The sequence below is a fragment of the Serratia sp. Je.1.23.a genome (assembly GCF_051129805.1).
Classification (GTDB): domain Bacteria; phylum Pseudomonadota; class Gammaproteobacteria; order Enterobacterales; family Enterobacteriaceae; genus Serratia; species Serratia liquefaciens.
Genome location: NZ_JBCPSR010000003.1, coordinates 353972 through 375460 on the forward strand (window position 1 = coordinate 353972; position 21489 = coordinate 375460).

The window sequence follows — 21489 nt, forward strand, 5'->3', positions numbered from 1 at the left end:
TTATGTCGACCAGCATCACCATGATTGTTCCGGTGAAAAATACCGTACCCGGCGTCAGCAACGTTTTTAGCGCCCCCGGTAATACAGGCCAGGTGCTGATGGCCAAGCCGGTACATCAGCAACCTGAAAGCGACAAGTCTAATGAAACCAAAGCGGCGGGCGGTAGCGACCGGGTTAGCGTTTCCGACAGCAGCGCTTCAGCACGCATCAAAGTGCTGAACAAACAGATTCAGGCTCTGCAGCAAAAACTGGTGGATCTGAAAGATTCAGACAGCGATCCCAAAGAGATCGAAAAACAGAAACAGCTGATCCAGGCGCAGATCAAGATGCTGCAGGCCGAGATCGCGCGGATTCAAAAAGAAGAGATGGAAAAACAGCAGGCCGAGCAGATGGCCAAGGCCAATGAGAGCATTGTCCCTGCCAAGGGCGATGGCATCAACCGCCCGACGGCGGCCAACGCCGTGGACGTGTATATCTGACTCAGTAGTCCGCTTGTTGTCGGCGTTGCTGCTGCAACAATGCCGCCTGTTGGCCAACCACTTGCCAGATGGCTTCCGCCGCGGGTGTCAGCGAACGGTTTTTACGCCGGACCAGCATCAGTGCGCGGTTGATTTCCGGCATCAGCCGACGCACCTTTAATTGCCCCCCTTCCGGCAGCGGTAACGCCAGCGCAGGAAAAATACTGATGCCGATACCTGCCGCCACCATCGGGAACAACGTTGCCGGGTGGCCTATCTCTTGTACCACCTGCGCTTCCACGCCTTGCTGACGCAACGCGCTGTCAATCAGCGGCCGGCTACCGGACGCATAGTCCTGCAATACCAGACGACTGCCGTTCAGCGCCGACCAGTGCACCTCGGCCCGCCCGGCGAAGGGGTGATCGTTACGGCACAGCAGCAGGAAGGGTTCGTGCAGGATGGGTTCGCAGTCCAGATCCACCGCCTGGACCGGATCCACCACGATGCCAAAATCCACTTCGGCGTTGCGAATGCTGTGCAGGACCTGTTGCTGAGCCTGATCGCGCAGCATAATGCGAATATCCGGATACTGCTTTTCCCCTGCCGCAATGCACTGCGGCATCAGGTGTGCGGAGATGGTTTGGCTGGACGCCACCCGTACCGTACCGCTGCGCTGCACGCCGAAGCTGCGCGCATCCAGCAATGACGACTGCAGCTCATCCAGCAAGCGTTCAACGCGGTTGGCCAACCGCTGTCCGGCGTCGGTCAGCACCACTTCGCGGGTGGTGCGATCGAGCAGGCGAACGCCGACCTCCGCCTCCAGCTCTTTCACGCTGTGGCTGACCGCCGACTGCGTCAGACCAATGGCCTCACCGGCCCGGCTGAAACTGCGGTGGCGGGCAATGGCGACAAACACCTTGAGCTGCTTAATCGAATAATTCATGTTTTTTATTCATAAATGAATTAAATAAATCAATTTAATTATTATATCCCGCCGCGCGACAATGGGCGCATTGATTTTTCATCCGAGTACGCCGCCATGAGATTCTTGCCCGATCGCTTTACCCTGACGTTGATCGCCACCGTGCTGCTGGCTTCGTTCCTGCCTGCGCGCGGCGAGTTCGTCGGCTGGCTGAATGCACTGACCATCGCCGCCATCGCCCTGCTGTTCTTTATGCACGGCGCCAAGCTGTCGCGCGAAGCCATTCTGGCTGGCAGCAACAACTGGCGGCTGCATCTGTGGGTGATGTTCAGCACCTTCATTATTTTCCCGGCGCTGGGCGTGCTGTTTAAATGGTGGTCGCCGGTCAACGTCAGCCCGGAGCTGTATTCCGGCTTTATTTATCTGTGCATTCTGCCCGCCACTGTGCAATCGGCCATCGCCTTTACTTCGCTGGCAGGCGGCAACGTAGCGGCGGCGGTATGCAGTGCTTCAGCGTCAAGCCTGCTGGGGATTTTCGTTTCGCCGCTGCTGGTGGGGCTGCTGATGAACGTTCACGGTGAAACCGGCAGCCTGCAGCAGGTGGGTTCCATCGTCCTGCAGCTGTTAGTGCCCTTTGTGGCCGGTCACCTGTCGCGCCCGCTGATTGGTAAATGGATTGAACGCAACCGTAAGCTGATTGGCAAGACCGATCAGACTTCGATCCTGTTGGTGGTTTACGCGGCCTTCAGCGAAGCCGTCACCCACGGTATCTGGCATCAGGTCGGGTTGGGTTCGCTGGTGTTTATCATCGTCGCCAGCCTGGTGCTGCTGACGATCGTGCTGGTGGTGAACACTTACATGGCGCGCTGGCTGGGCTTTAGTAAAGCCGATGAGATCACCATCGTGTTCTGCGGTTCGAAGAAAAGCCTGGCGAACGGTATCCCGATGGCCAATATCCTGTTCCCGGCCGCTACCGTGGGGATTATGGTGCTGCCGCTGATGGTGTTCCACCAGGTACAGCTGATGACCTGCGCCGTGCTGGCGCGGCGCTATCGAAAGAAACAGCAGGAAAAACAGGCGGTGCCAAACGCCGAAACGGCGCGGGGATAATCAAACGGGCGCGACGATTGCCGCGCCCGGCTACTCAACTTTTCTTCAGCGGCTTGACCAGGTGGTCGAGCCCTTCGATTTTAATCGCCAGCGTCATTTCCATCAGCATGCCGAGTTTGCCGTTCGGGAATTCCCCCTTGCGAGCAAACCACAGCAGGTACTCCTCGGGCAGGTCAATCAGCACCCGCCCCTGGTATTTGCCGAACGGCATCACGGTGTTGGCGATTTCCAGCAGGTTCTCTTTTTCCATCAGGCACCCAACAGGCGGATCATTTCCGCTTCGTCGATCACCGCAATGCCCAGTTCTTGCGCCTTCACCAGCTTGGAACCGGCGGCTTCCCCGGCAATCACCAAATCGGTTTTCTTCGAGACGCTGCCGCTGACCTTGGCGCCCAACGCCGTCAGGCGATCTTTGGCCTCATCGCGTGAAAGCTGGCTCAACGAGCCCGTCAGCACCACGGTTTTACCGGCAAACGGGCTGTCGATTTCGTCCGCGACTATCACCACCGGCGCCGGCCAGTTGATGCCTATTTCGTCGCTGATCAGTTCATTGATAACCTTCTGGTTAAGCTCCTCGTCCAGGAAATGCCGCGTGTGTTTCGCCACCACTTCACCGACGTCCGGCACTTCTTTCAAAGCCTCGATGTCAGCCGCAAACAGCTTCTCCAGCGTGCCAAAATGCGCGGCCAGATTGGCGGCAGTGGCTTCACCGACCTCACGGATGCCCAACGCGTACAGGAAGCGGGCGAAGGTGGTTTGCTTGGACTTCTCCAGCGCGTTGACCAGATTCTGCGCTGATTTCGGCCCCATGCGATCCAACCCGGTGAGAATGCCGGCGGACAGGCGGAACAGATCGGCCGGGTTCTTGACGTACTCTTTTTCCACCAGCTGTTCGATGATTTTGTCACCCATGCCGTCGACGTCCAACGCTCTGCGGGAAACGAAATGCTTCAGTGCTTCTTTACGCTGTGCGGCGCAAATCAGCCCGCCGGTGCAGCGTGCCACCGCTTCGCCTTCGACTCTTTCGACATCGGAACCGCATACCGGACAGTGTTGCGGGAATACAACTTCACGCGCGTCTGCAGGGCGGCGATCGGTCATCACCCCAACCACCTGCGGGATCACGTCACCCGCGCGGCGCACGATCACCGTGTCGCCAATGCGCAGGCCCAAACGTTCAATTTCGTCGGCGTTGTGCAGCGTGGCGTTGCTGACAATCACCCCGGCAACCAGCACCGGCTCCAGGCGCGCCACGGGGGTAATAGCCCCGGTACGACCAACCTGGAACTCCACCTCGCGCACCAGGGTAATCTGTTCCTGCGCCGGGAATTTGAACGCCGTTGCCCAACGTGGCGCACGCGCCACAAAGCCGAGCGTTTCTTGCAGATCGATATCGTCGATCTTCACCACCACGCCGTCGATATCAAAGCCGAGCTGCGCACGGTCCTGCTCTACCTGACGATAGAACGCCAATACCTCGTCACTGCCGGTACAACATTTGGCGCGATCGCTAACCGGCAAGCCCCACGCTTTGAACTGCATCAGCCGCTGCCAGTGGCTGCGCGGCAATTCGCCCCCTTCCAGCAGGCCAACGCCATAGCAGAAGAAGGTCAGTGGACGCTTGGCGGTGATGCGCGGATCAAGCTGACGGATCGACCCGGCGGCGGCGTTACGCGGATTGGCAAAGATTTTGCCGTCTTTGCGACGCGCCTCTTCGTTCATCTGCTCGAAACCGGCCTGCGGCATAAAGACTTCGCCACGCACTTCCAGCCGACGCGGGATGTTGTCACCGGTCAGACGCAGCGGAATGGCGCGGATGGTACGCACGTTGGAGGTAATGTTTTCACCGGTGGTGCCGTCGCCGCGCGTGGCAGCGCGCACCAGCTCGCCGTCTTCGTACAGCAAACTGACCGCCAGGCCGTCCAGTTTCAGTTCACAGCAGAAGGTCAGCGGCTCGCTGCTCTTCAGGCGATCCTGCACCCGCTTGTAGAACGCCAGGAAGCTCTCTTCGTCAAAAACGTTGTCCAGCGACAGCATCGGCACTTCATGGCGTACCTGATCGAACGCCGCCAAAGGAGCCGCGCCCACGCGCTGGGTGGGAGAGTCGGCGGTGATCAACTCAGGATGTGCGCTTTCCAGCTCGCGCAGTTCACGCATCAGGCGATCGTATTCCGCATCCGGCACTTCCGGCGCGTCGAGCACATGATATTGATATTCGTGATGGCGCAGTGAGGCTCGTAGTTGATTGATTTGTTGGATTATCGATTCCATGGCTCACCATCAAAGATAAAAAACCCCCGGCAGGCGGGGGCTTTGTTGTTACGGATGTTCAGTGCGCGTAGCAGCCGTTTAGTCGTTGTTATCCAACACTTCACGAATGCGCGCTTTGTAGGTTTCCAGCTTCTGCGGGGTCATCATGCGGCGCTCGTCGTCCAGCACCACACCACCTACGTCGTCGGCGATCCGCTGTGCCGACTGCAGCATCAGCTTGAAGTTCTGATTAGCGTCGCCATACGACGGCACCATCATGAACATCGATACGCCCGGCGTCGAGAAATCGGACATCATCTCAGGATCAAAGGACCCTGGTTTAACCATATTCGCCAGGCTAAACAGCACAGGACCGCTGCCTGCCGGACTGATATGGCGATGGAAGATGCCCATTTCGCCAAACTGAAAGCCCGCCTGCAGCACGCTCTGCAGCAGAACTTCGCCGCCGATTACGCCACCCTGATGTGCGGTAACGTGCAGCACCAGTACGGTTTCTTTCAGTTTTGCCGGTTTGACGGCAGCAGGTGCAGGCTGAGGCTCGTGCACCACCGCTGGCTTCTCTTCCGGCTGTGGCTGATGAGCAGGTTCGGCGTGGAACGCCGGCTCCGCTGCATGCGCCACTGGCGGCAGATCGTCAACGCGCGGTTCACGTCGCGGCGCAGGCTGCTGCGGCTCGTCGTCTTCATCCTGCGCGTAGTTGTCCAGCAGGATGTCATCATAATCCGGTCGCTGAGACAGCGGTGGCGGAGACTGATGAGCAGCCGGTTGAACGGCACGCGGTGCTGGCTCAGCCGCCGGAGCGGGCTTGGGCGCAACCACGGGTTCTTCGCGAGCGGCATCAAAATGACCAAAGGACGGCTCATCTTGCGGGTGAGCGGAGCGTACACGCACCTCTCCCACGCCTTCATCGAGATCGTCGATCGGGGATTGTTCACGTTCCTTTTTGGAACGTTTGGCTGGGCGATCGCGAAAAAGCGATGAGCGTTCCTTACGACTGGTCCAAAGACCGTGCAATAACAACGCTATTATGGCGATCGCGCCAACAACGATTAATATCAGACGCAAATCCTGCATCATTGCTATCTCTGTTGTTCCAATACATTGCCACCGCGGCAAACATTCACTCTTTAACTCTATTTGCCCAAGCACACAAGTGCAAGTCCGTGCTGAACTTTATGCCAATAAAGATGATTATTCTGCCTTTTTTTGCTGTTTTTTCAGCCAATGTCACCCTAGCCAGTAGAAAATCATCCCGATATGATAGCGATGCCTGTTCAGACAAAGAGATAACTTAAGATATGTCCTATTCGCAGTCACCTTCTCACTCCACCAGCGGCCTTCATTATTTTGCCGAAGGCTGGCGCCTGATTTCACGCCCGGGGATTAAACGCTATGTCGTCTTGCCGTTACTGGTCAACGTGCTGTTGATGGGATCCGCCTTCTGGTGGCTGTTCAGTCAGCTTGGTGACTGGATCCCCAGCATGATGAGCCATGTGCCGACCTGGTTGCAGTGGCTAAGCTACGTTTTGTGGCCGCTGGCGGTGATTTCCGTCCTGTTGGTGTTCAGCTATCTGTTCAGCACCATTACCAACCTGATTGCCGCCCCGTTCTGTGGCTTGCTGGCCGAACAGTTGGAAGGCAGCCTGACCGGCAAACCGCTGCCGGATACCGGCATTTTTGGCATTGTGAAAGATCTGCCGCGCATTATGGCGCGCGAATGGCGCAAGCTGGCCTACTACCTGCCGCGCGCGCTGGTGCTGTTGATACTCTATTTCATCCCGGGCATCGGCCAAACGGTGGCGCCGGTGCTGTGGTTCCTGTTCAGCGCCTGGATGTTGGCCATCCAGTATTGCGACTACCCGTTCGATAACCATAAGGTAAGCTTTGCCGATATGCGTCGCGCGCTGCGCCAGCATAAAACCGACAACCTGCAGTTTGGCGCCATGGTCAGCCTGTTCACCATGATCCCCATCCTTAACCTGGTGATCCTGCCGGTCGCGGTTTGCGGTGCCACCGCCATGTGGGTCGATCGTTATCGCCCACAATTCGTCCGTTCCTGAGCCGTTTTATTGGCCGCATTACGATTAATTCTTCGACAGGGCGCGCAATTTGCGCCCTTATCCTTGTGCTTAAAACTTATTTCCTAATAACATATAGATATACCAATTCTTTACTTCCCTGCCGGTACTGTTAGCGTATGCTTTCGACGTTCCCCACATTTTTCATAGAGTTAAAGGACGGGCTATGAGCAAGATATATGAAGACAACTCATTAACAATCGGCCATACGCCGCTGGTTCGTCTGAACCGTATCGGCAACGGACGCATTCTGGCCAAGGTTGAATCACGCAACCCCAGCTTTAGCGTTAAATGCCGCATCGGTGCCAATATGATTTGGGACGCAGAAAAACGTGGCATTTTGGTCGCCGGTAAAGAACTGGTGGAGCCGACCAGCGGCAACACCGGCATCGCGCTGGCGTTCGTCGCCGCGGCGCGTGGCTACAAGCTGACGCTGACCATGCCGGAAACCATGAGCATCGAACGCCGCAAGCTGCTTAAAGCGCTGGGCGCCAACCTGGTACTGACCGAAGGTGCAAAAGGCATGAAGGGCGCGATCGCCAAGGCGGAAGAAATCGTCGCCACCGATCCGAACCGCTACATCATCCTGCAGCAGTTCAGCAACCCGGCTAACCCGGCGATCCACGAACAAACTACCGGCCCGGAAATCTGGGACGACACCGATGGCGAAGTTGACGTATTCATCTCCGGCGTCGGTACCGGCGGCACGCTGACCGGTGTCAGCCGCTACATCAAAAACACCAAGGGCAAGGCGATCACCACCGTGGCGGTGGAGCCAACCGATTCACCGGTCATCACCCAGGCGCTGGCGGGTGAAGAAATCAAACCGGGCCCGCACAAAATTCAGGGCATCGGCGCAGGCTTTATCCCCGGCAACCTGGATCTCGATCTGGTGGACCGCGTGGAACAAATCACCAACGACGAGGCCATCAGCATGGCGCGCCGCCTGATGGACGAAGAAGGCATCCTGGCGGGCATTTCCTCCGGTGCCGCGGTAGCCGCAGCGGTGAAATTGGCCGAAGAACCGGCGTTCGCCGACAAAACCATCGTGGTGATTTTGCCGTCTTCCGGCGAACGTTATTTGAGCACCGCCCTGTTCGCCGATTTGTTCACCGAGCAAGAATTGCAACAGTAGTGCCAGCCGCGCATAAATCGCTAAAAAAGCACCTTTCGGGGTGCTTTTTTGTGGGCTGGATCAAAGTTTATAGCAGTCAAAGATTGATTTTACCCGTCAGCTTTAGTATTTAACGGTGCATTATTTCGATGCGCAAAATTAATCGCCCTTCATTTCTTGTTTAGGCTGAATCGATTTACTCATTTGTCGCTGATGCGTTAAACACGGCATAATGAAGCGCGGATTGAAACGACGGCGGAAGCCAAATTTTTTGATCTGAAGTGCCAAACTCGTCGTTTTCTGTTGCATCAATGCTCGCCCCTGTACCATAGTCAGGCGCTAACCAGACAAGCTAAAGTCATACCCTTGGGCTAAACTTTAGCTCCACGACACACCAATAAGTTGGGGAAACATCAATGTTCCAGCAAGAAGTTACTATTACCGCTCCGAATGGTCTGCACACTCGCCCTGCCGCTCAGTTCGTTAAAGAAGCCAAAGGCTTCACTTCTGACATCACCGTGACCTCTAACGGGAAAAGCGCCAGCGCCAAAAGCCTGTTCAAACTGCAAACTCTGGGGCTGACTCAAGGGACCGTAGTGACCATCTCCGCTGAAGGTGAAGACGAGCAGAAAGCCGTTGAGCACTTGGTAAAACTGATGGCAGAGCTTGAGTAATCGGCCCGTCTTCTTAGTTAACACCAGTCAAGAGTAAGGTAGGGTTATGATTTCAGGCATTTTAGTATCACCGGGTATCGCTTTTGGTAAGGCTCTCCTACTGAAAGAAGATGAAATTGTCATCAACCGGAAGAAAATCTCTGCAGATGATGTAGAGCAGGAAGTCTCACGTTTTCTTGCCGGCCGCGCCAAAGCGTCCGAGCAGTTGGAAGCGATCAAGACCAAAGCTGGCGAAACCTTCGGCGAAGAGAAAGAAGCTATCTTCGAAGGCCACATCATGCTGTTGGAAGACGAAGAGCTTGAGCAGGAAATCATAGCCCTAATCAAAGATGAGTTGGCTTCTGCAGACGCTGCGGCCTACACCATCATCGAAGGCCAGGCGAAAGCACTGGAAGAACTTGACGATGAATACCTGAAAGAGCGTGCGGCCGACGTACGCGACATCGGTAAACGCCTGCTGCAGAACATTCTGGGCCTGGCGATCGTCGATCTGAGCGCCATCCAGGACGAAGTTATCCTGGTCGCTACCGATTTGACCCCGTCTGAGACCGCACAGTTGAACCTGGACAAAGTGCTGGGCTTCATTACCGATCTCGGCGGCCGGACTTCCCACACCTCCATCATGGCTCGCTCCCTGGAATTGCCGGCAATCGTAGGCACCAGCGACGTGACCAAGCAGGTGAAGAACGACGACTATCTGATTCTGGATGCGGTTAACAACAAAATTTACGTTAACCCGACCGCTGACGTTATCGATCAGCTGAAAGCCGAACAGAACCAGTACGTCACCGAGAAAAACGATCTGGCCAAGCTGAAAGATCTGCCGGCGATTACGCTGGACGGTCATCAGGTTGAAGTCTGTGCCAACATCGGTACCGTGCGCGACGTCGCCGGTGCAGAGCGCAACGGCGCAGAAGGTGTTGGCCTGTATCGTACCGAATTCCTGTTCATGGACCGCGATTCACTGCCGACTGAAGACGAGCAGTTCCAGGCTTACAAAGCCGTTGCGGAAGCCATGGGCTCACAGGCCGTGATCGTCCGTACCATGGACATCGGCGGCGACAAAGACCTGCCGTACATGAACCTGCCGAAAGAAGAGAACCCGTTCCTCGGCTGGCGCGCGATTCGTATCGCCATGGACCGCAGAGAAATCCTGCACGCGCAACTGCGCGCCATCCTGCGCGCTTCCGCGTTCGGCAAACTGCGCATCATGTTCCCGATGATCATTTCCGTGGAAGAAGTCCGCGATCTGAAAGGTGAAATCGAGACGCTGAAGGCGCAGCTGCGTGAAGAATCCAAGGCCTTTGACGAGACAATTGAAGTGGGCGTAATGGTGGAAACACCGGCCGCGGCAGTGATTGCTCATCACCTGGCGAAAGAAGTCGACTTCTTTAGTATTGGGACAAACGATCTAACCCAGTATACTCTGGCGGTAGATCGCGGCAATGAGCTGATTTCTCATCTCTATAACCCGATGTCCCCATCAGTGCTTGGCCTGATCAAACAGGTTATTGATGCATCTCATGCAGAAGGCAAGTGGACCGGTATGTGCGGTGAACTGGCTGGCGATGAGCGTGCTACACTGTTGTTATTGGGCATGGGGCTGGATGAGTTCAGCATGAGTGCGATTTCAATCCCGCGCATCAAGAAAATTATTCGTAATACTAATTTCGAAGATGTGAAGGCGTTGGCAGCGCAAGCCTTGGCACAGCCAACGGCGCAAGATCTGATGAATTGCGTGAATAAATTCATCGAAGAAAAGACGCTCTGCTAAACTTCCACGACACTGGAACGCCGCCCAATTTAATGCTTAGGAGAAGATCATGGGTTTGTTCGATAAACTGAAATCTCTGGTTTCTGATGACAAGAAAGACACGGGCACTATCGAGATCGTAGCTCCACTTTCTGGCGAAATCGTTAATATCGAAGATGTGCCTGACGTAGTATTTGCTGAAAAAATCGTTGGCGACGGTATTGCCATCAAACCTACCGGCAACAAAATGGTTGCCCCGGTTGACGGTACTATCGGTAAAATTTTCGAAACCAACCATGCTTTCTCTATCGAATCCGACAGCGGCATCGAGCTGTTTGTCCACTTCGGTATCGACACCGTTGAACTGAAAGGCGAAGGCTTCAAACGCATCGCTGAAGAAGGCCAGCGCGTCAAGAAAGGTGACGTCGTTATCGAGTTCAACCTGGCCCTGCTGGAAGAGAAAGCCAAGTCTATCCTGACGCCGGTGGTTATCTCCAACATGGACGAGATCAAAGAGCTGATCAAACTGACCGGTAACGTAACCGTTGGTGAGACCCCAATCATCCGCATCAAGAAGTAATTGCGAATGAAATAAGAACGGCGCCCTTGGCGCCGTTTTTTTATGTCACCAGGCTGAACCAGTACGTACTGCACGTACGCTCCGAGGCATTTTCAAGCTGCCTGCGCCGATAACGCCTGTTGCACAACTGAGAATACCCAACGAATTTCGAATTGCAGCCAGGCGGTAAGCGGGTGAATCCCCGGGAGCTTACTCAAGTAAGTGACTGGTGTGCGCACGAGCAGCCAACCAACAACGCGGCGGTTCTAAAGGCGAAGGGTGTTATTACTGCCAACGCGGAATGCGCAGAGTAATCACCAACCCTTCCTGTTCGCCGTTGCGCGCCTCAACCTGTCCGCCATGTGCCAGCACCACCTTGCGGGTGATCGCCAGTCCCAGTCCGTAACCCTTGCCCGACATCGACGATTTTACCCTGACGAACGGATCAAAGATGCTGGAAAGCTTCGACTCTTCCACCCCAGGCCCCTGATCGCTGACCTCTATTTGGAACAGTTGGTCGATTCGCGTCAACACCACCGTCACCCGCTGACCATGGCTGGAGAAACGTAACGCGTTGCGCACGATATTATCCACCGCGCGCCGCATCAGCTCGGCATTGCCCTTAACGGTATATTCCACGTCCGAACTGGCCTGCAGCACAATCTCGACGCCAGGGATTTGCGCTTCGTAACGCGCGTCGCTCACTACCGCATCCACCAGCCCGTACAGATCGAAATACTCTTCGTCCGGCAGACTGTTGCTCTCGGCACGTGACAGCGCCAACAGTTCGCCAATCATTTTATCCAGACGCCCCGCTTCATGCTCAATGCGTTGCAGCGAGTTCTCGACGTTGCCTGCATTTTGCCGCGCCAGGCCAATGGCCAACTGCAACCGGGCTAACGGTGAACGAAGCTCATGCGAAACGTCGTGCAGCAACTGTTCGCGGGCGCTGACCAACAGCTCCAGCCGTTCGGCCATGCTGTCAAAATCGCGCGCTACCTCGGACAGTTCATCATGCCGCCGGCGCATCGCAGGGAACAAACGCACCGATAAGTCGCCCTGAGCTACGCGGTCAAAACCATCGCGCAGCTTACGCATCGGCCGGGTCAGGTTCCAGGCCAGCACCGTACTGAACAGCAGCCCCGCCAGCCCCCCCACCCAAAGCATCGGCATAGGGATATTGAACACGTGCGGACGCCGGTTCGGGCTATATTCTTCCCGCAGGGCCCGCATGTCGTAACTCAACAGATAGCCCGTGCCACCCGAATCTTTCACCCACGCAGTCACCTCTTTTAACCTGCGGCGTCCCTCAAATACCGGTTCCTCCGCTGCAGGTGGCTGCTCCATCGGCGTTACGGACAGCAAGCGCCGGTCATCATCCGACCAGTCTTTCAGCATGGCATTCAATGCCGGCAGTCCGCCCTCGCGCAATTGGGTGGCGGCCGAAGTCAGTTGCAGCGTAACCGCACGCCGGGCCATCGCGTTTTCCGGCGGCTCATAGCGATCGCCATACAAAGAAAAAGCGACCCACAGCGCCTGGGTCATGATGATAAAGGTCAGCCAGAAGCCGAGCAGGATTTTCCAGAATAGTCTTCCGCGCATGGCCATTACCGAATGCGGTAGCCGATGCTGCGCACCGTTTCAATGCTGAGTGCATTATCCGTCAACGCCCCCAACTTCTGGCGAATGTTGCTGATGTGAACGTCAACGCTGCGGTCATAGGCTTCGCGCGGGCGCCCTAACCCTTTTTCCGATAGCTCGTCTTTTGATACCACGCGTTCAGGCGCGCGCAGCAACAGCTCCAGCAAGTTGAATTCGGAAGCGGTCAGATCGAAAGGTTTACCGCGCCATTCGCTGCTGCGGGTCGATGGATTGAGGGTCAGCTCACCGAAGTTAATGGCAATTTCGTCGTCCACTTCTTCCGGGCGCTCGTCGAAACGACGCAGCACCGCACGCAGGCGCGCTATCAGTTCGCGGGGATAGCATGGCTTGGGCATGTAGTCGTCGGCCCCCATCTCCAACCCGATGACCCGGTCGATATTGTCGCCTTTGGCCGTCAGCATAATGATTGGCATGCGGCTCTTTTTGCGCACGTCGCGCAGCACGTCGATGCCGCTCATGTCCGGCAGCATGATGTCGAGGATCATTGCGGTGTAATCGCCAGACAGTGCGCCTTCCACGCCCGCTTTGCCGGTCAGTACCAGCGTGGCATTGAAACCTTCGCCAGTCAGATATTCACTCAGCATGGTGCCGAGCTCGAGGTCATCATCGACCAATAAAATTTTCATGCCTTACTCCTTCGCGGATTTTCGTCATTTTCACGCCTATTTGCCTGCTTCGCAGCCGGTTTTACTCAATCCTTACATATTCCTGAATGCCACTTAACCGCAGCCCGGCCGACGGCGCGTTAAATTAGTGCCAACAGATTTTCGCCACGCTTTATGCCAGGGAAGCTTCTCCTCATGCCATCGTTTCAACGCTTAAAACGCTATCTGCCGCCCACTGTTATTGTGGCCGCTATCGCCCTATTTCTCTACTTCCGATCCCACGACGCTACAGAAACGCCCCGGTATATCACTGCGGTAGCACAAACCCGTGACCTGGAACAAACGGTGCTGGCCGACGGTACGATAGAAGCGCAAAAACAGGTTAGCGTCGGCGCTCAGGTATCGGGCCAGATTAAGGCCCTGTACGTGTCGCTGGGCGACAAAGTGCATAAAGGCCAGCGAGTGGCTGAGATTGATGACTTAACCCAGCAGAACGCCCTGAGGGACGCGGAAGCGGCATTGAAGAACGTTCAGGCACAGCGCGCGTCCAAAATGGCGACGCTGCACAACAATCAGCTGGTTTATCAGCGCCAGCAGGCCATAGTGGCGCGTGGCGTCGGGGTCCGCGCAGATTTGGACAGCGCTCAGGCCACGTTGATTGCCACCCGCGCCGATATCAACGCGCTGGATGCGCAGATCATTCAGGCGCAAATCGCGGTCAACACCGCGCAGGTTAACCTCGGTTACACCAAAATCACCTCGCCGATCGACGGCACCATCGTCGCGTTACCGGTAGAAGAAGGCCAAACGGTGAACGCAGTCCAAAGCGCCCCCACCATCGTCAAAGTCGCTCAGTTGGCGACCATGACTGTCGAAGCGCAAATATCCGAAGCCGATGTGGTCAAGGTGAAAACCGGCATGCCGGTCTATTTCACCATCCTCGGCGAACCGGGCAAGCGTTATAGCACCCAGCTGCGGGCCATAGAGCCGGCACCAGACTCGATCAACGACGAAACTACTTCGACCAGCACCAGCACGTCCAGCAGCACTTCCAGCTCCAGCACCGCAATTTACTACAATGGCCTGTTTGATGTGGCAAACCCGGACGGCGCGCTGCGCATCTCAATGACTGCGCAGGTGTATATCGTGTTGGCCAAAGCGGAAAATGCGGTGGTGATCCCGGCTACCGCGCTGGAAGGCGATTGGGTACAGGTGGTGGATAAGCAGGGCAATATCGCCCGCCGTCCGGTCAAGGTCGGTATCAATAACAACGTCGACGCACAGATTATCAGCGGCGTGTTGGCCGGTGAGAAAGTGATCGTCAGCCAGGCCAATGCCACGAGCCAAAGCCCCGCCCGTCGTATGGGCCCACCACCGATGGGGATGTGATGATGGCCTCACAGCCCCTACTGCAACTGCACGGTATCAGCCGCCGTTTTCAGGCCGGTGACCAAAACGTCACCGTGCTCAAGGAGATCAATCTCAGCATTGCCCAAGGCGAGATGGTGGCCATCGTGGGCGCCTCCGGCTCGGGTAAATCAACCTTGATGAACATTCTCGGCTGCCTCGATCGCCCAAGCGACGGGGATTATCAGGTGGCCGGCCGCAGTACCGCGCAGCTGGATCGCGACAGCCTGGCCGAACTGCGCCGCGAACATTTCGGTTTTATCTTCCAACGCTATCATTTACTGGGGGATCTTAGCGCCCAAGGCAACGTGGAAGTCCCTGCGGTGTATGCCGGCCATGCCCGCAGCGCACGCCAACAACGCGCCGCCGATCTGCTGCAAAGGCTCGGCCTGGCGCAACGGTTGAATTATCGTCCCAGCCAGCTCTCCGGTGGCCAGCAGCAACGCGTCAGTATCGCTCGCGCATTGATGAACGGTGGCGAGGTGATTTTGGCAGACGAACCCACCGGCGCGCTGGACAGCCACAGCGGGCAAGAAGTGATGAGCATCCTGAAAGACTTGCACGCTCGCGGCCATACGGTGGTGATTGTCACTCACGATATGCAAGTTGCCGAACATGCTCAGCGCATTATTGAGCTTAGCGACGGCGAGATTGTCGCCGACCGACGGAAAACAACGGCCCACACCGTGGCACGCCTACCGATAGCGCTGGATAACGCCGTCAGCCGCTGGCAATCGCAACGCGATCGCCTGTACGAAGCATTCAAAATGGCGCTGCTGGCGATGGCCTCCCAACGCCTGCGCACCCTGCTGACCATGCTCGGCATTATCATCGGCATCGCCTCGGTAGTATCGGTGGTGGCGCTGGGCAAAGGCTCTCAGCAGCAGGTGCTGGCCAACATCAACGCCATGGGCACCAGCACGCTGGAGGTCTATCCGGGCAAAGATTTCGGCGATATGCGTTCTGCTGCAGTACAGACACTGCGGGCCACCGACGCAGATGCGCTGGCGCAGCAGGGCTACGTTCACAGCGTCACGCCGACCGTTTCAAGCAGCACCACCTTCCGCTATGGCAATCAGTCGGTCAGCGGCACGGTCAATGGCGTCGGTGAGCAGTATTTTCTGGTGCGCGGTTACAGCATCGACAGCGGCATGGCGTTTAACCGCCATAGCGTCGATCAGTTGATGCAGGAAGCGGTGATTGACGAAAACACCCGCAACAAACTGTTTCCTCACTTCGCCAACCCGCTTGGCGAAGTGATCCTGCTCGGCTCGCTGCCGTGTCGCATTATCGGCGTCGCCGCCAAAAAACAGAGCGGTTTCGGCAGCGATGAGAATCTGAACGTCTGGATCCCCTACACCACCGCCATGAAACGCATGCTGGGCCAGAGCTACCTGAAAAGCATCACCGTGCGGGTGAACAACGATATCGATCTCACCAGCGCCGAAGACGGCGTCACCCGTCTGCTGAGCCAGCGCCATGGCGGCAAGGACTTCTTTGTGATGAATACCGACAGCATTCGCCAAACCATTGAGAAAACCACCGCCACCCTGACGCTGCTGGTGTCGATGATCGCATTGATTTCTCTGGTGGTGGGTGGCATTGGGGTAATGAATATCATGCTGGTGTCGGTGACCGAACGCACCCGAGAAATCGGCGTGCGTATGGCGGTCGGTGCCCGCGCCAGCGACATCATGCAACAATTTTTAATTGAGGCGGTACTGGTGTGCCTGCTGGGCGGCACATTGGGGGTTCTGCTGTCGCTGGGGATTGGCGTGGTGTTCAGTCAATTCAGCGACAATTTCACGATGGTGTATTCCACCGAGTCCATTGTCGCCGCGTTTATCTGTTCGACGCTGATCGGGGTGATTTTTGGCTTCTTCCCGGCAAGGCGCGCTGCCGGAATGGATCCGATACATGCGTTGGAAAGGGAGTAACCCTCAACCGAAAACGCCGGTGGAGAGGTAGCGATCGCCGCGATCGCAGATGATCGCCACAATCACGCTGCCCGGGTTCGCCGCTGCGATCCGCAACGCACCGGCCACCGCACCGCCGGAGCTGACGCCACAGAAAATACCTTCGCGCTGCGCCAGCTGACGCATGGTTTGCTCGGCGTCGGTTTGCTCGATATCCAACACCTGATCCACCAGATCCGGGCGGAAAATACCCGGCAGATAAGCCGGTGCCCAGCGGCGAATACCGGGAATATTGCTGCCTTCCGCCGGTTGCAGGCCAATGATCTGCACCTGCGGATTTTGGCTCTTCAGGTAGCCGCCCACGCCGGTAATGGTGCCGGTGGTGCCCATGCTGGAGACGAAATGGGTGACCCGCTGCTGGCTCTGCTGCCAGATTTCCGGGCCGGTGGTGGTGAAGTGGGCGTAGGGATTGTCCAGATTGTTGAACTGATCCAGCACCTTGCCCTGCCCCTGATTCTGCATGTCCAACGCCAGGTCACGCGCCCCTTCCATGCCCACTTCCCGGCTGACCAGGATCAGCTCGGCCCCGTAGGCGCGCATCGCCGCCTGGCGTTCCAGACTCATGTTTTCCGGCATCAGCAGCGTCAAAGCGTAGCCTTTCAACGCCGCGATCATCGCCAGCGCAATGCCGGTATTGCCGCTGGTGGCCTCAATCAGCCGGTCACCGGGTTTAATCTCACCGCGCAATTCCGCCTGCTGGATCATCGCCAGCGCGGCGCGGTCCTTCACCGAGCCCGCCGGATTATTGCCTTCCAGCTTGACCCAAACCTCGCTGCCCAGTCCTGCGGCCAGACGTTGTAATTTTACCAGCGGGGTATTGCCGATGCATTGTTCGAGCGTTGTCACGTGCTTTGCCTGTGTGTTGAAGTGCGTAATGTAAAAAGGCAACCCCAGGGTTGCCTTTAAAATGATGTTGGGAGGTAAAAACTATCAGGCGCTTTTAGCTAACGCAACTGGTTGTAGCAGCCGATCGCTAGCGTACAGGCGCGCATTCAGGCTGCCGACGTAATAACGGCCACCGCGAACCGGCGGCTCGTTGCCGTCAGGCAACACCACGCTGATAGGTTCCTGGTGCCAACCGATCGGCTGAACGGTCATCTGCCAGAAGTGGCCACGCGGGCTAACCTCCAGCACCTGCACCGGCAACGGGCAGCGTTCGCTGCTCTCGGTGCCCACTTCCATCTCCCAAGGCCGCAGGAACAGATCCACGCTGCCCTGATGCATCGGCTGGAACGACAGTGGCCACTGGTGCGCACCGACGAACAGCTGCGAGCCGCGGATTTCGCCGCTCAGGCGGTTCACTTCGCCCATGAACTCCAGCACAAAGCGGCTGGCCGGTTCGCGGACAATTTCTTCCGGCGAACCTACCTGCTCAATATTGCCCTGGCTCATCACCACGATGCGGTCGGCCACTTCCATCGCCTCTTCCTGATCGTGGGTGACGAATACGCTGGTAAACTTCAGCTCTTCATGCAACTGACGCAACCAACGGCGCAGTTCTTTACGCACCTGGGCATCCAGCGCACCAAAAGGTTCGTCCAGCAGCAGAATCTGCGGCTCTACAGCCAGTGCACGAGCCAAAGCTACGCGTTGCTTCTGGCCGCCGGAAAGCTGTGAGGGATAGCGGTTGGCCAAATGACCCAGCTGCACCATCTCCAGCAGTTGGGTCACTTTTTGTTTGATCGCCGCGGCATTCGGGCGCTCACGACGCGGCAGCACGCTCAGGCCAAAGGCAATGTTGTCGAACACCGTCATATGGCGGAACAGCGCGTAATGCTGGAACACGAAACCCACCCGGCGATCGCGCGCATGCACATGGCTGACGTCGGTGCCGTGGAAGCCCAGCTTGCCGCCGCTCTGGTTTTCCAGCCCGGCGATAATGCGCAGCAGCGTGGTTTTGCCGGAGCCCGACGGCCCCAACAACGCCACCATCTCACCGGAGGCAATATCGAGCGAGATATCGTTCAATACCTTGGTACGACCGAAGAACTTGTTGATACCGTTAATCTCAATGCTCATGATTTTCCTCCCGCTCGAGACGTGCATTCTGACGTTCCAGACGCCATTGCAGACCACTCTTCAAAAATAGGGTCACTATCGCCATCAGGGTCAGTAACCCGGCGGCGGTAAAGGAGCCAACAGTGTTGTAATCCTGTTGCAATAACTCGACCTGCAGCGGCAGGCTAAAGGTCTCGCCGCGAATAGAACCGGACACCACCGACACCGCGCCGAATTCGCCAATGGCGCGCGCGTTGGTCAGCACCACGCCGTACAGCAGCGCCCAGCGAATGTTCGGCAACGTCACCCGGCGGAACATCTGCCAGCCGGAAGCGCCCAGTAAAATGGCGGCCTCGTCTTCCTGGCTACCCTGGCTCAGCATCATCGGCACCAGCTCACGCACCACGAACGGACAGGTCACGAAAATGGTCACCAACACCATGCCCGGCCAGGAGAACATGATCTGGATATTGTGCGCATCCAGCCAACCGCCCAGCAGGCCATTGCTGCCGTAAAACAGCAGGTAAATCAGCCCCGCTACTACCGGTGACACGGCAAACGGGATGTCGATCAGCGTCAGCAGCAGCTGGCGGCCCGGGAAAGTGAACCGCGTCACCAGCCAGGCCAGCAAGGTGCCGAACACCAGGTTGAACGGCACGGTAATCAGGGCAATCAGCACCGTCAACCAGATAGCGTGCAACATGTCGCGATCGACCAGGTTGCTCCACATCGCGCCAGCGCCCTTGGAAAAGGCTTCGGCGAAAATCGAAATGATCGGCACCACCAGCAGCAATACCGAAAACAGCACGCCGATACCGATCAGCGTCCACTTGCCCCAATTGACGCGCGGGCGTTCGACGCCGTTGAACTCAGAGATATCCGCCATCAGTGCCCCCCGATGCGTCGGCCAAAGCGGCTTTGCAGAACGTTAATGCTGAACAGCAGCAGCAGCGAAGCCGCCAGGATCACCGATGCAATCGCACTGGCCGCCGGATAATCGAACTCCTGCAGACGAACGAAAATCATCAGCGAGGTCACTTCCGTCTTCCAGGCGATGTTGCCGGCGATGAAAATCACCGCACCAAACTCGCCCAGGCTGCGGGTAAAGGAAATGGCCGTACCGGCCAGCAGCGCCGGTGCCAACTCCGGCATCACCACGCGGCGAAAACTCTGCCAGCGGGTTGCGCCCAGGGTCTCTGCGGCCTCTTCATATTCGGGCCCCAGCTCTTCCAGCACCGGTTGAACGGTACGCACCACGAAGGGCAAGCTGGTGAAGGCCATCGCCACCGCGATGCCAAGCCAGGTGAACGTCACCTTGATGTCAAAATGCGCCAACCATTGGCCATACCACCCGGTGGTGGAGAACAGCCCCGCCAGCGTCAAACCGGCCACCGCCGTCGGCAGCGCAAACGGCAGGTCGATCAGGCCGTCCAGCAGCGTGCGCCCCGGAAAACGATAGCGAGTCAGGATCCAGGCCATCAGCATGCCGAACACCGCGTTGAACAAGCTGGCGACGCCCGCCGCCAGCAACGTGACCTTATAGGCGGCAACCACCTGCGGATTGGAAACCACTTCCCAATATTGCACCAGGCTCATCTGCGCCAGCTGCATCACCAGTGCACTGAGCGGCAGCAGCAGGATCAGGCAAGTGTAAAACAGGCTGCTTCCCAGACTGAGACCAAACCCAGGCAGAACCCGTTTGCTGGACAACAACATTACTTATGCCCTGCCGCTAACAGTTGATCCAACTCGCCACCGGTAGAGAAATGCGTCTTCATCACCTGTGGCCAGCCACCAAACTGATCTTCTACACGGAACAGTTTGGTCTGCGGGAACTGGCCCTTCGCGGCCGCCATCGCCTGCTTGTCATACACGCGATAGTAGAAGCTGGTGATCACCTGCTGCGCAGCCGGGCTGTAGAGGTAATTCAAATAATCTTTGGCGGCCTGTTCAGTGCCGTTTCTTTCCACGTTTTTGTCGACCCAGGCGACCGGGAACTCCGCCAGAATATCGACCGGCGGCACGATCACCTGATACTTGTCTTCGCCATACTGCTTGCGGATATTGTTCACTTCCGACTCAAAACTGATCAGCACGTCACCCAGGCCGCGTTCCACAAAGGTAGTGGTCGCACCGCGACCGCCGGTGTCAAACACCAGCACGTTTTTCAGGAAACGGGTCATAAAGGCACGGGTTTTGGCCTGATCGTTGCCGTCAGCCTGGCTGGCGGCTCCCCAGGCAGCCAGATAGGTATAACGGCCGTTGCCGGAGGTTTTCGGGTTCGGGAACACCAGCTTCACATCGTCGCGCACCAAATCGTTCCAGCTATGGATGCCTTTTGGGTTGTCCTTGCGCACCAGGAAAGCCATGGTGGAATAGAAAGGGGAGCTGTTGTTCGGTAAACGAGCCTGCCAGTCAGCCGGGATCAGTTGGCCGCGATCGTGCAGGATCTGCACGTCGGTCACCTGGTTGTAGGTCACGACGTCGGCACGTAACCCCTGCAATATGGCCAGCGCCTGCTTGGAAGAGCCGGCGTGAGATTGTTTGATGGTCAGCTTGTCGCCCGGATGCTGCTGGTTCCACTGCTGTTCAAAACCCGGGTTCAGCGCGGTAAACAATTCACGGGAAACGTCATAGGAGCTGTTCAGCAGCTCAGCGGCCGAAACGGTACCGCTGGCTAACAGCGCCGCCGCCAACCATCCTTTCAGCATGAAATTTTTAACCCGTGTTTGTTTCATTGTGCACCTTATAGCTGAATCAATCCGCCGGGCTTTCGCCCTGATGTTGACCAGTGTATTTATAACTAGGTGCGGAGCTGTAACGCTTTTATATACCGTTTAGTGATTTTCAAGCATCAAACGCTATAAGGCAGGGGCAGAGCGGCGTGGCAGAGGAGGAAGTT

General features: G+C 57.0%; 21 protein-coding genes. 9 read left to right on the forward strand and 12 right to left on the reverse strand.

Annotated elements, in window-relative coordinates:
* Nucleotides 1-2 precede the first annotated feature (2 nt).
* Complete coding sequence (locus tag AAZT04_RS13915) at nt 3-479, forward strand: FlxA-like family protein (protein WP_434680541.1); 477 nt, start codon at nt 3-5, stop codon at nt 477-479.
* 1 nt (nt 480) lies between these two features.
* On the opposite strand, the gene AAZT04_RS13920 is transcribed toward AAZT04_RS13915, so the two are convergent.
* Entirely contained in the window at nt 481-1401 is a 921-nt protein-coding gene (locus tag AAZT04_RS13920; protein ID WP_115058362.1) for a LysR family transcriptional regulator, read from the reverse strand.
* Nucleotides 1402-1497: 96 nt separating this feature from the next.
* On the opposite strand from AAZT04_RS13920, the gene AAZT04_RS13925 reads away from it, so the two are divergent.
* Nucleotides 1498-2490, forward strand: a complete 993-nt coding sequence (locus AAZT04_RS13925; protein ID WP_434680544.1) for a bile acid:sodium symporter family protein — start codon at nt 1498-1500, stop codon at nt 2488-2490.
* A gap of 34 nt (nt 2491-2524) precedes the next feature.
* Here the strand turns inward: AAZT04_RS13925 and AAZT04_RS13930 are convergent, their stop codons facing one another.
* The 3 genes from AAZT04_RS13930 to zipA form a co-directional block, all read right to left on the reverse strand.
* Nucleotides 2525-2740, reverse strand: a complete 216-nt coding sequence (locus AAZT04_RS13930; RefSeq protein WP_020827985.1) for a DUF3820 family protein — start codon at nt 2738-2740, stop codon at nt 2525-2527.
* The gene (ligA, locus tag AAZT04_RS13935) at nt 2740-4761 is read right to left on the reverse strand and encodes an NAD-dependent DNA ligase LigA (protein ID WP_020827986.1); all 2022 of its coding nucleotides are present in this window, start codon (nt 4759-4761) and stop codon (nt 2740-2742) included. Before ligA ends, AAZT04_RS13930 begins: the two co-directional genes overlap by 1 nt.
* A 78-nt stretch (nt 4762-4839) precedes the next feature.
* The gene (gene zipA, locus AAZT04_RS13940; RefSeq protein ID WP_020827987.1) at nt 4840-5838 is read right to left on the reverse strand and encodes a cell division protein ZipA; all 999 of its coding nucleotides are present in this window, start codon (nt 5836-5838) and stop codon (nt 4840-4842) included.
* A gap of 221 nt (nt 5839-6059) precedes the next feature.
* On the opposite strand from zipA, the gene cysZ reads away from it, so the two are divergent.
* Together cysZ and cysK are read left to right on the forward strand one after the other, a co-directional pair.
* Nucleotides 6060-6821: a sulfate transporter CysZ gene (gene cysZ, locus AAZT04_RS13945; protein ID WP_020827988.1), complete on the forward strand. Its 762-nt coding sequence runs from the start codon at nt 6060-6062 to the stop codon at nt 6819-6821.
* Between the two features lie 184 nt (nt 6822-7005).
* Nucleotides 7006-7974 (forward strand): cysteine synthase A, encoded by a 969-nt coding sequence (gene cysK, locus AAZT04_RS13950; protein WP_044552772.1) that lies wholly within the window; start codon nt 7006-7008, stop codon nt 7972-7974.
* 138 nt (nt 7975-8112) lie between these two features.
* On the opposite strand, the gene AAZT04_RS13955 is transcribed toward cysK, so the two are convergent.
* Entirely contained in the window at nt 8113-8262 is a 150-nt protein-coding gene (locus tag AAZT04_RS13955) for a hypothetical protein (protein ID WP_020827990.1), read from the reverse strand.
* A 107-nt stretch (nt 8263-8369) separates the two neighbouring features.
* Here AAZT04_RS13955 and ptsH point away from each other — a divergent pair, with 107 nt between their 5' ends.
* From ptsH to crr, 3 genes are read left to right on the forward strand one after another with little or no spacing between them, the layout of a single operon-like run.
* Nucleotides 8370-8627, forward strand: coding sequence for a phosphocarrier protein Hpr (gene ptsH, locus AAZT04_RS13960; RefSeq protein WP_004936458.1), 258 nt, complete (start codon nt 8370-8372; stop codon nt 8625-8627).
* A 46-nt stretch (nt 8628-8673) separates the two neighbouring features.
* On the forward strand, nt 8674-10401 hold the full coding sequence (gene ptsI / locus AAZT04_RS13965) for a phosphoenolpyruvate-protein phosphotransferase PtsI (protein ID WP_020827991.1): 1728 nt from the start codon (nt 8674-8676) through the stop codon (nt 10399-10401).
* A 49-nt stretch (nt 10402-10450) separates the two neighbouring features.
* Nucleotides 10451-10960 (forward strand): PTS glucose transporter subunit IIA, encoded by a 510-nt coding sequence (crr, locus tag AAZT04_RS13970; RefSeq protein WP_012146162.1) that lies wholly within the window; start codon nt 10451-10453, stop codon nt 10958-10960.
* A 264-nt stretch (nt 10961-11224) separates the two neighbouring features.
* Here crr and AAZT04_RS13975 read toward each other — a convergent pair whose 3' ends face one another.
* Together AAZT04_RS13975 and AAZT04_RS13980 are read right to left on the reverse strand one after the other, a co-directional pair.
* Entirely contained in the window at nt 11225-12541 is a 1317-nt protein-coding gene (locus AAZT04_RS13975; protein WP_048761016.1) for an ATP-binding protein, read from the reverse strand.
* Between the two features lie 5 nt (nt 12542-12546).
* Nucleotides 12547-13227, reverse strand: a complete 681-nt coding sequence (locus tag AAZT04_RS13980) for a response regulator transcription factor (RefSeq protein ID WP_434680555.1) — start codon at nt 13225-13227, stop codon at nt 12547-12549.
* Nucleotides 13228-13401: 174 nt separating this feature from the next.
* On the opposite strand from AAZT04_RS13980, the gene AAZT04_RS13985 reads away from it, so the two are divergent.
* Nucleotides 13402-14595 (forward strand): efflux RND transporter periplasmic adaptor subunit, encoded by a 1194-nt coding sequence (locus AAZT04_RS13985; protein ID WP_116690021.1) that lies wholly within the window; start codon nt 13402-13404, stop codon nt 14593-14595.
* A 2-nt stretch (nt 14596-14597) separates the two neighbouring features.
* The gene (locus AAZT04_RS13990) at nt 14598-16550 is read left to right on the forward strand and encodes a MacB family efflux pump subunit (RefSeq protein ID WP_434680801.1); all 1953 of its coding nucleotides are present in this window, start codon (nt 14598-14600) and stop codon (nt 16548-16550) included.
* Nucleotides 16551-16553: 3 nt separating this feature from the next.
* Here AAZT04_RS13990 and cysM read toward each other — a convergent pair whose 3' ends face one another.
* From cysM to AAZT04_RS14015, 5 genes are all read right to left on the reverse strand, one after another.
* A complete protein-coding gene (cysM, locus tag AAZT04_RS13995; protein WP_020827996.1) occupies nt 16554-17435 on the reverse strand; it encodes a cysteine synthase CysM in 882 nt (293 codons plus the stop codon).
* An 84-nt stretch (nt 17436-17519) separates the two neighbouring features.
* The gene (gene cysA, locus AAZT04_RS14000; RefSeq protein ID WP_434680559.1) at nt 17520-18608 is read right to left on the reverse strand and encodes a sulfate/thiosulfate ABC transporter ATP-binding protein CysA; all 1089 of its coding nucleotides are present in this window, start codon (nt 18606-18608) and stop codon (nt 17520-17522) included.
* Nucleotides 18598-19473: a sulfate/thiosulfate ABC transporter permease CysW gene (cysW, locus tag AAZT04_RS14005; protein ID WP_044552778.1), complete on the reverse strand. Its 876-nt coding sequence runs from the start codon at nt 19471-19473 to the stop codon at nt 18598-18600. Before cysW ends, cysA begins: the two co-directional genes overlap by 11 nt.
* Nucleotides 19473-20303, reverse strand: coding sequence for a sulfate/thiosulfate ABC transporter permease CysT (gene cysT, locus AAZT04_RS14010; RefSeq protein ID WP_434680561.1), 831 nt, complete (start codon nt 20301-20303; stop codon nt 19473-19475). The genes cysW and cysT overlap by 1 nt, the downstream gene beginning before the upstream one ends.
* On the reverse strand, nt 20303-21325 hold the full coding sequence (locus tag AAZT04_RS14015; protein ID WP_020828000.1) for a sulfate ABC transporter substrate-binding protein: 1023 nt from the start codon (nt 21323-21325) through the stop codon (nt 20303-20305). Before AAZT04_RS14015 ends, cysT begins: the two co-directional genes overlap by 1 nt.
* Nucleotides 21326-21489: the final 164 nt, after the last annotated feature.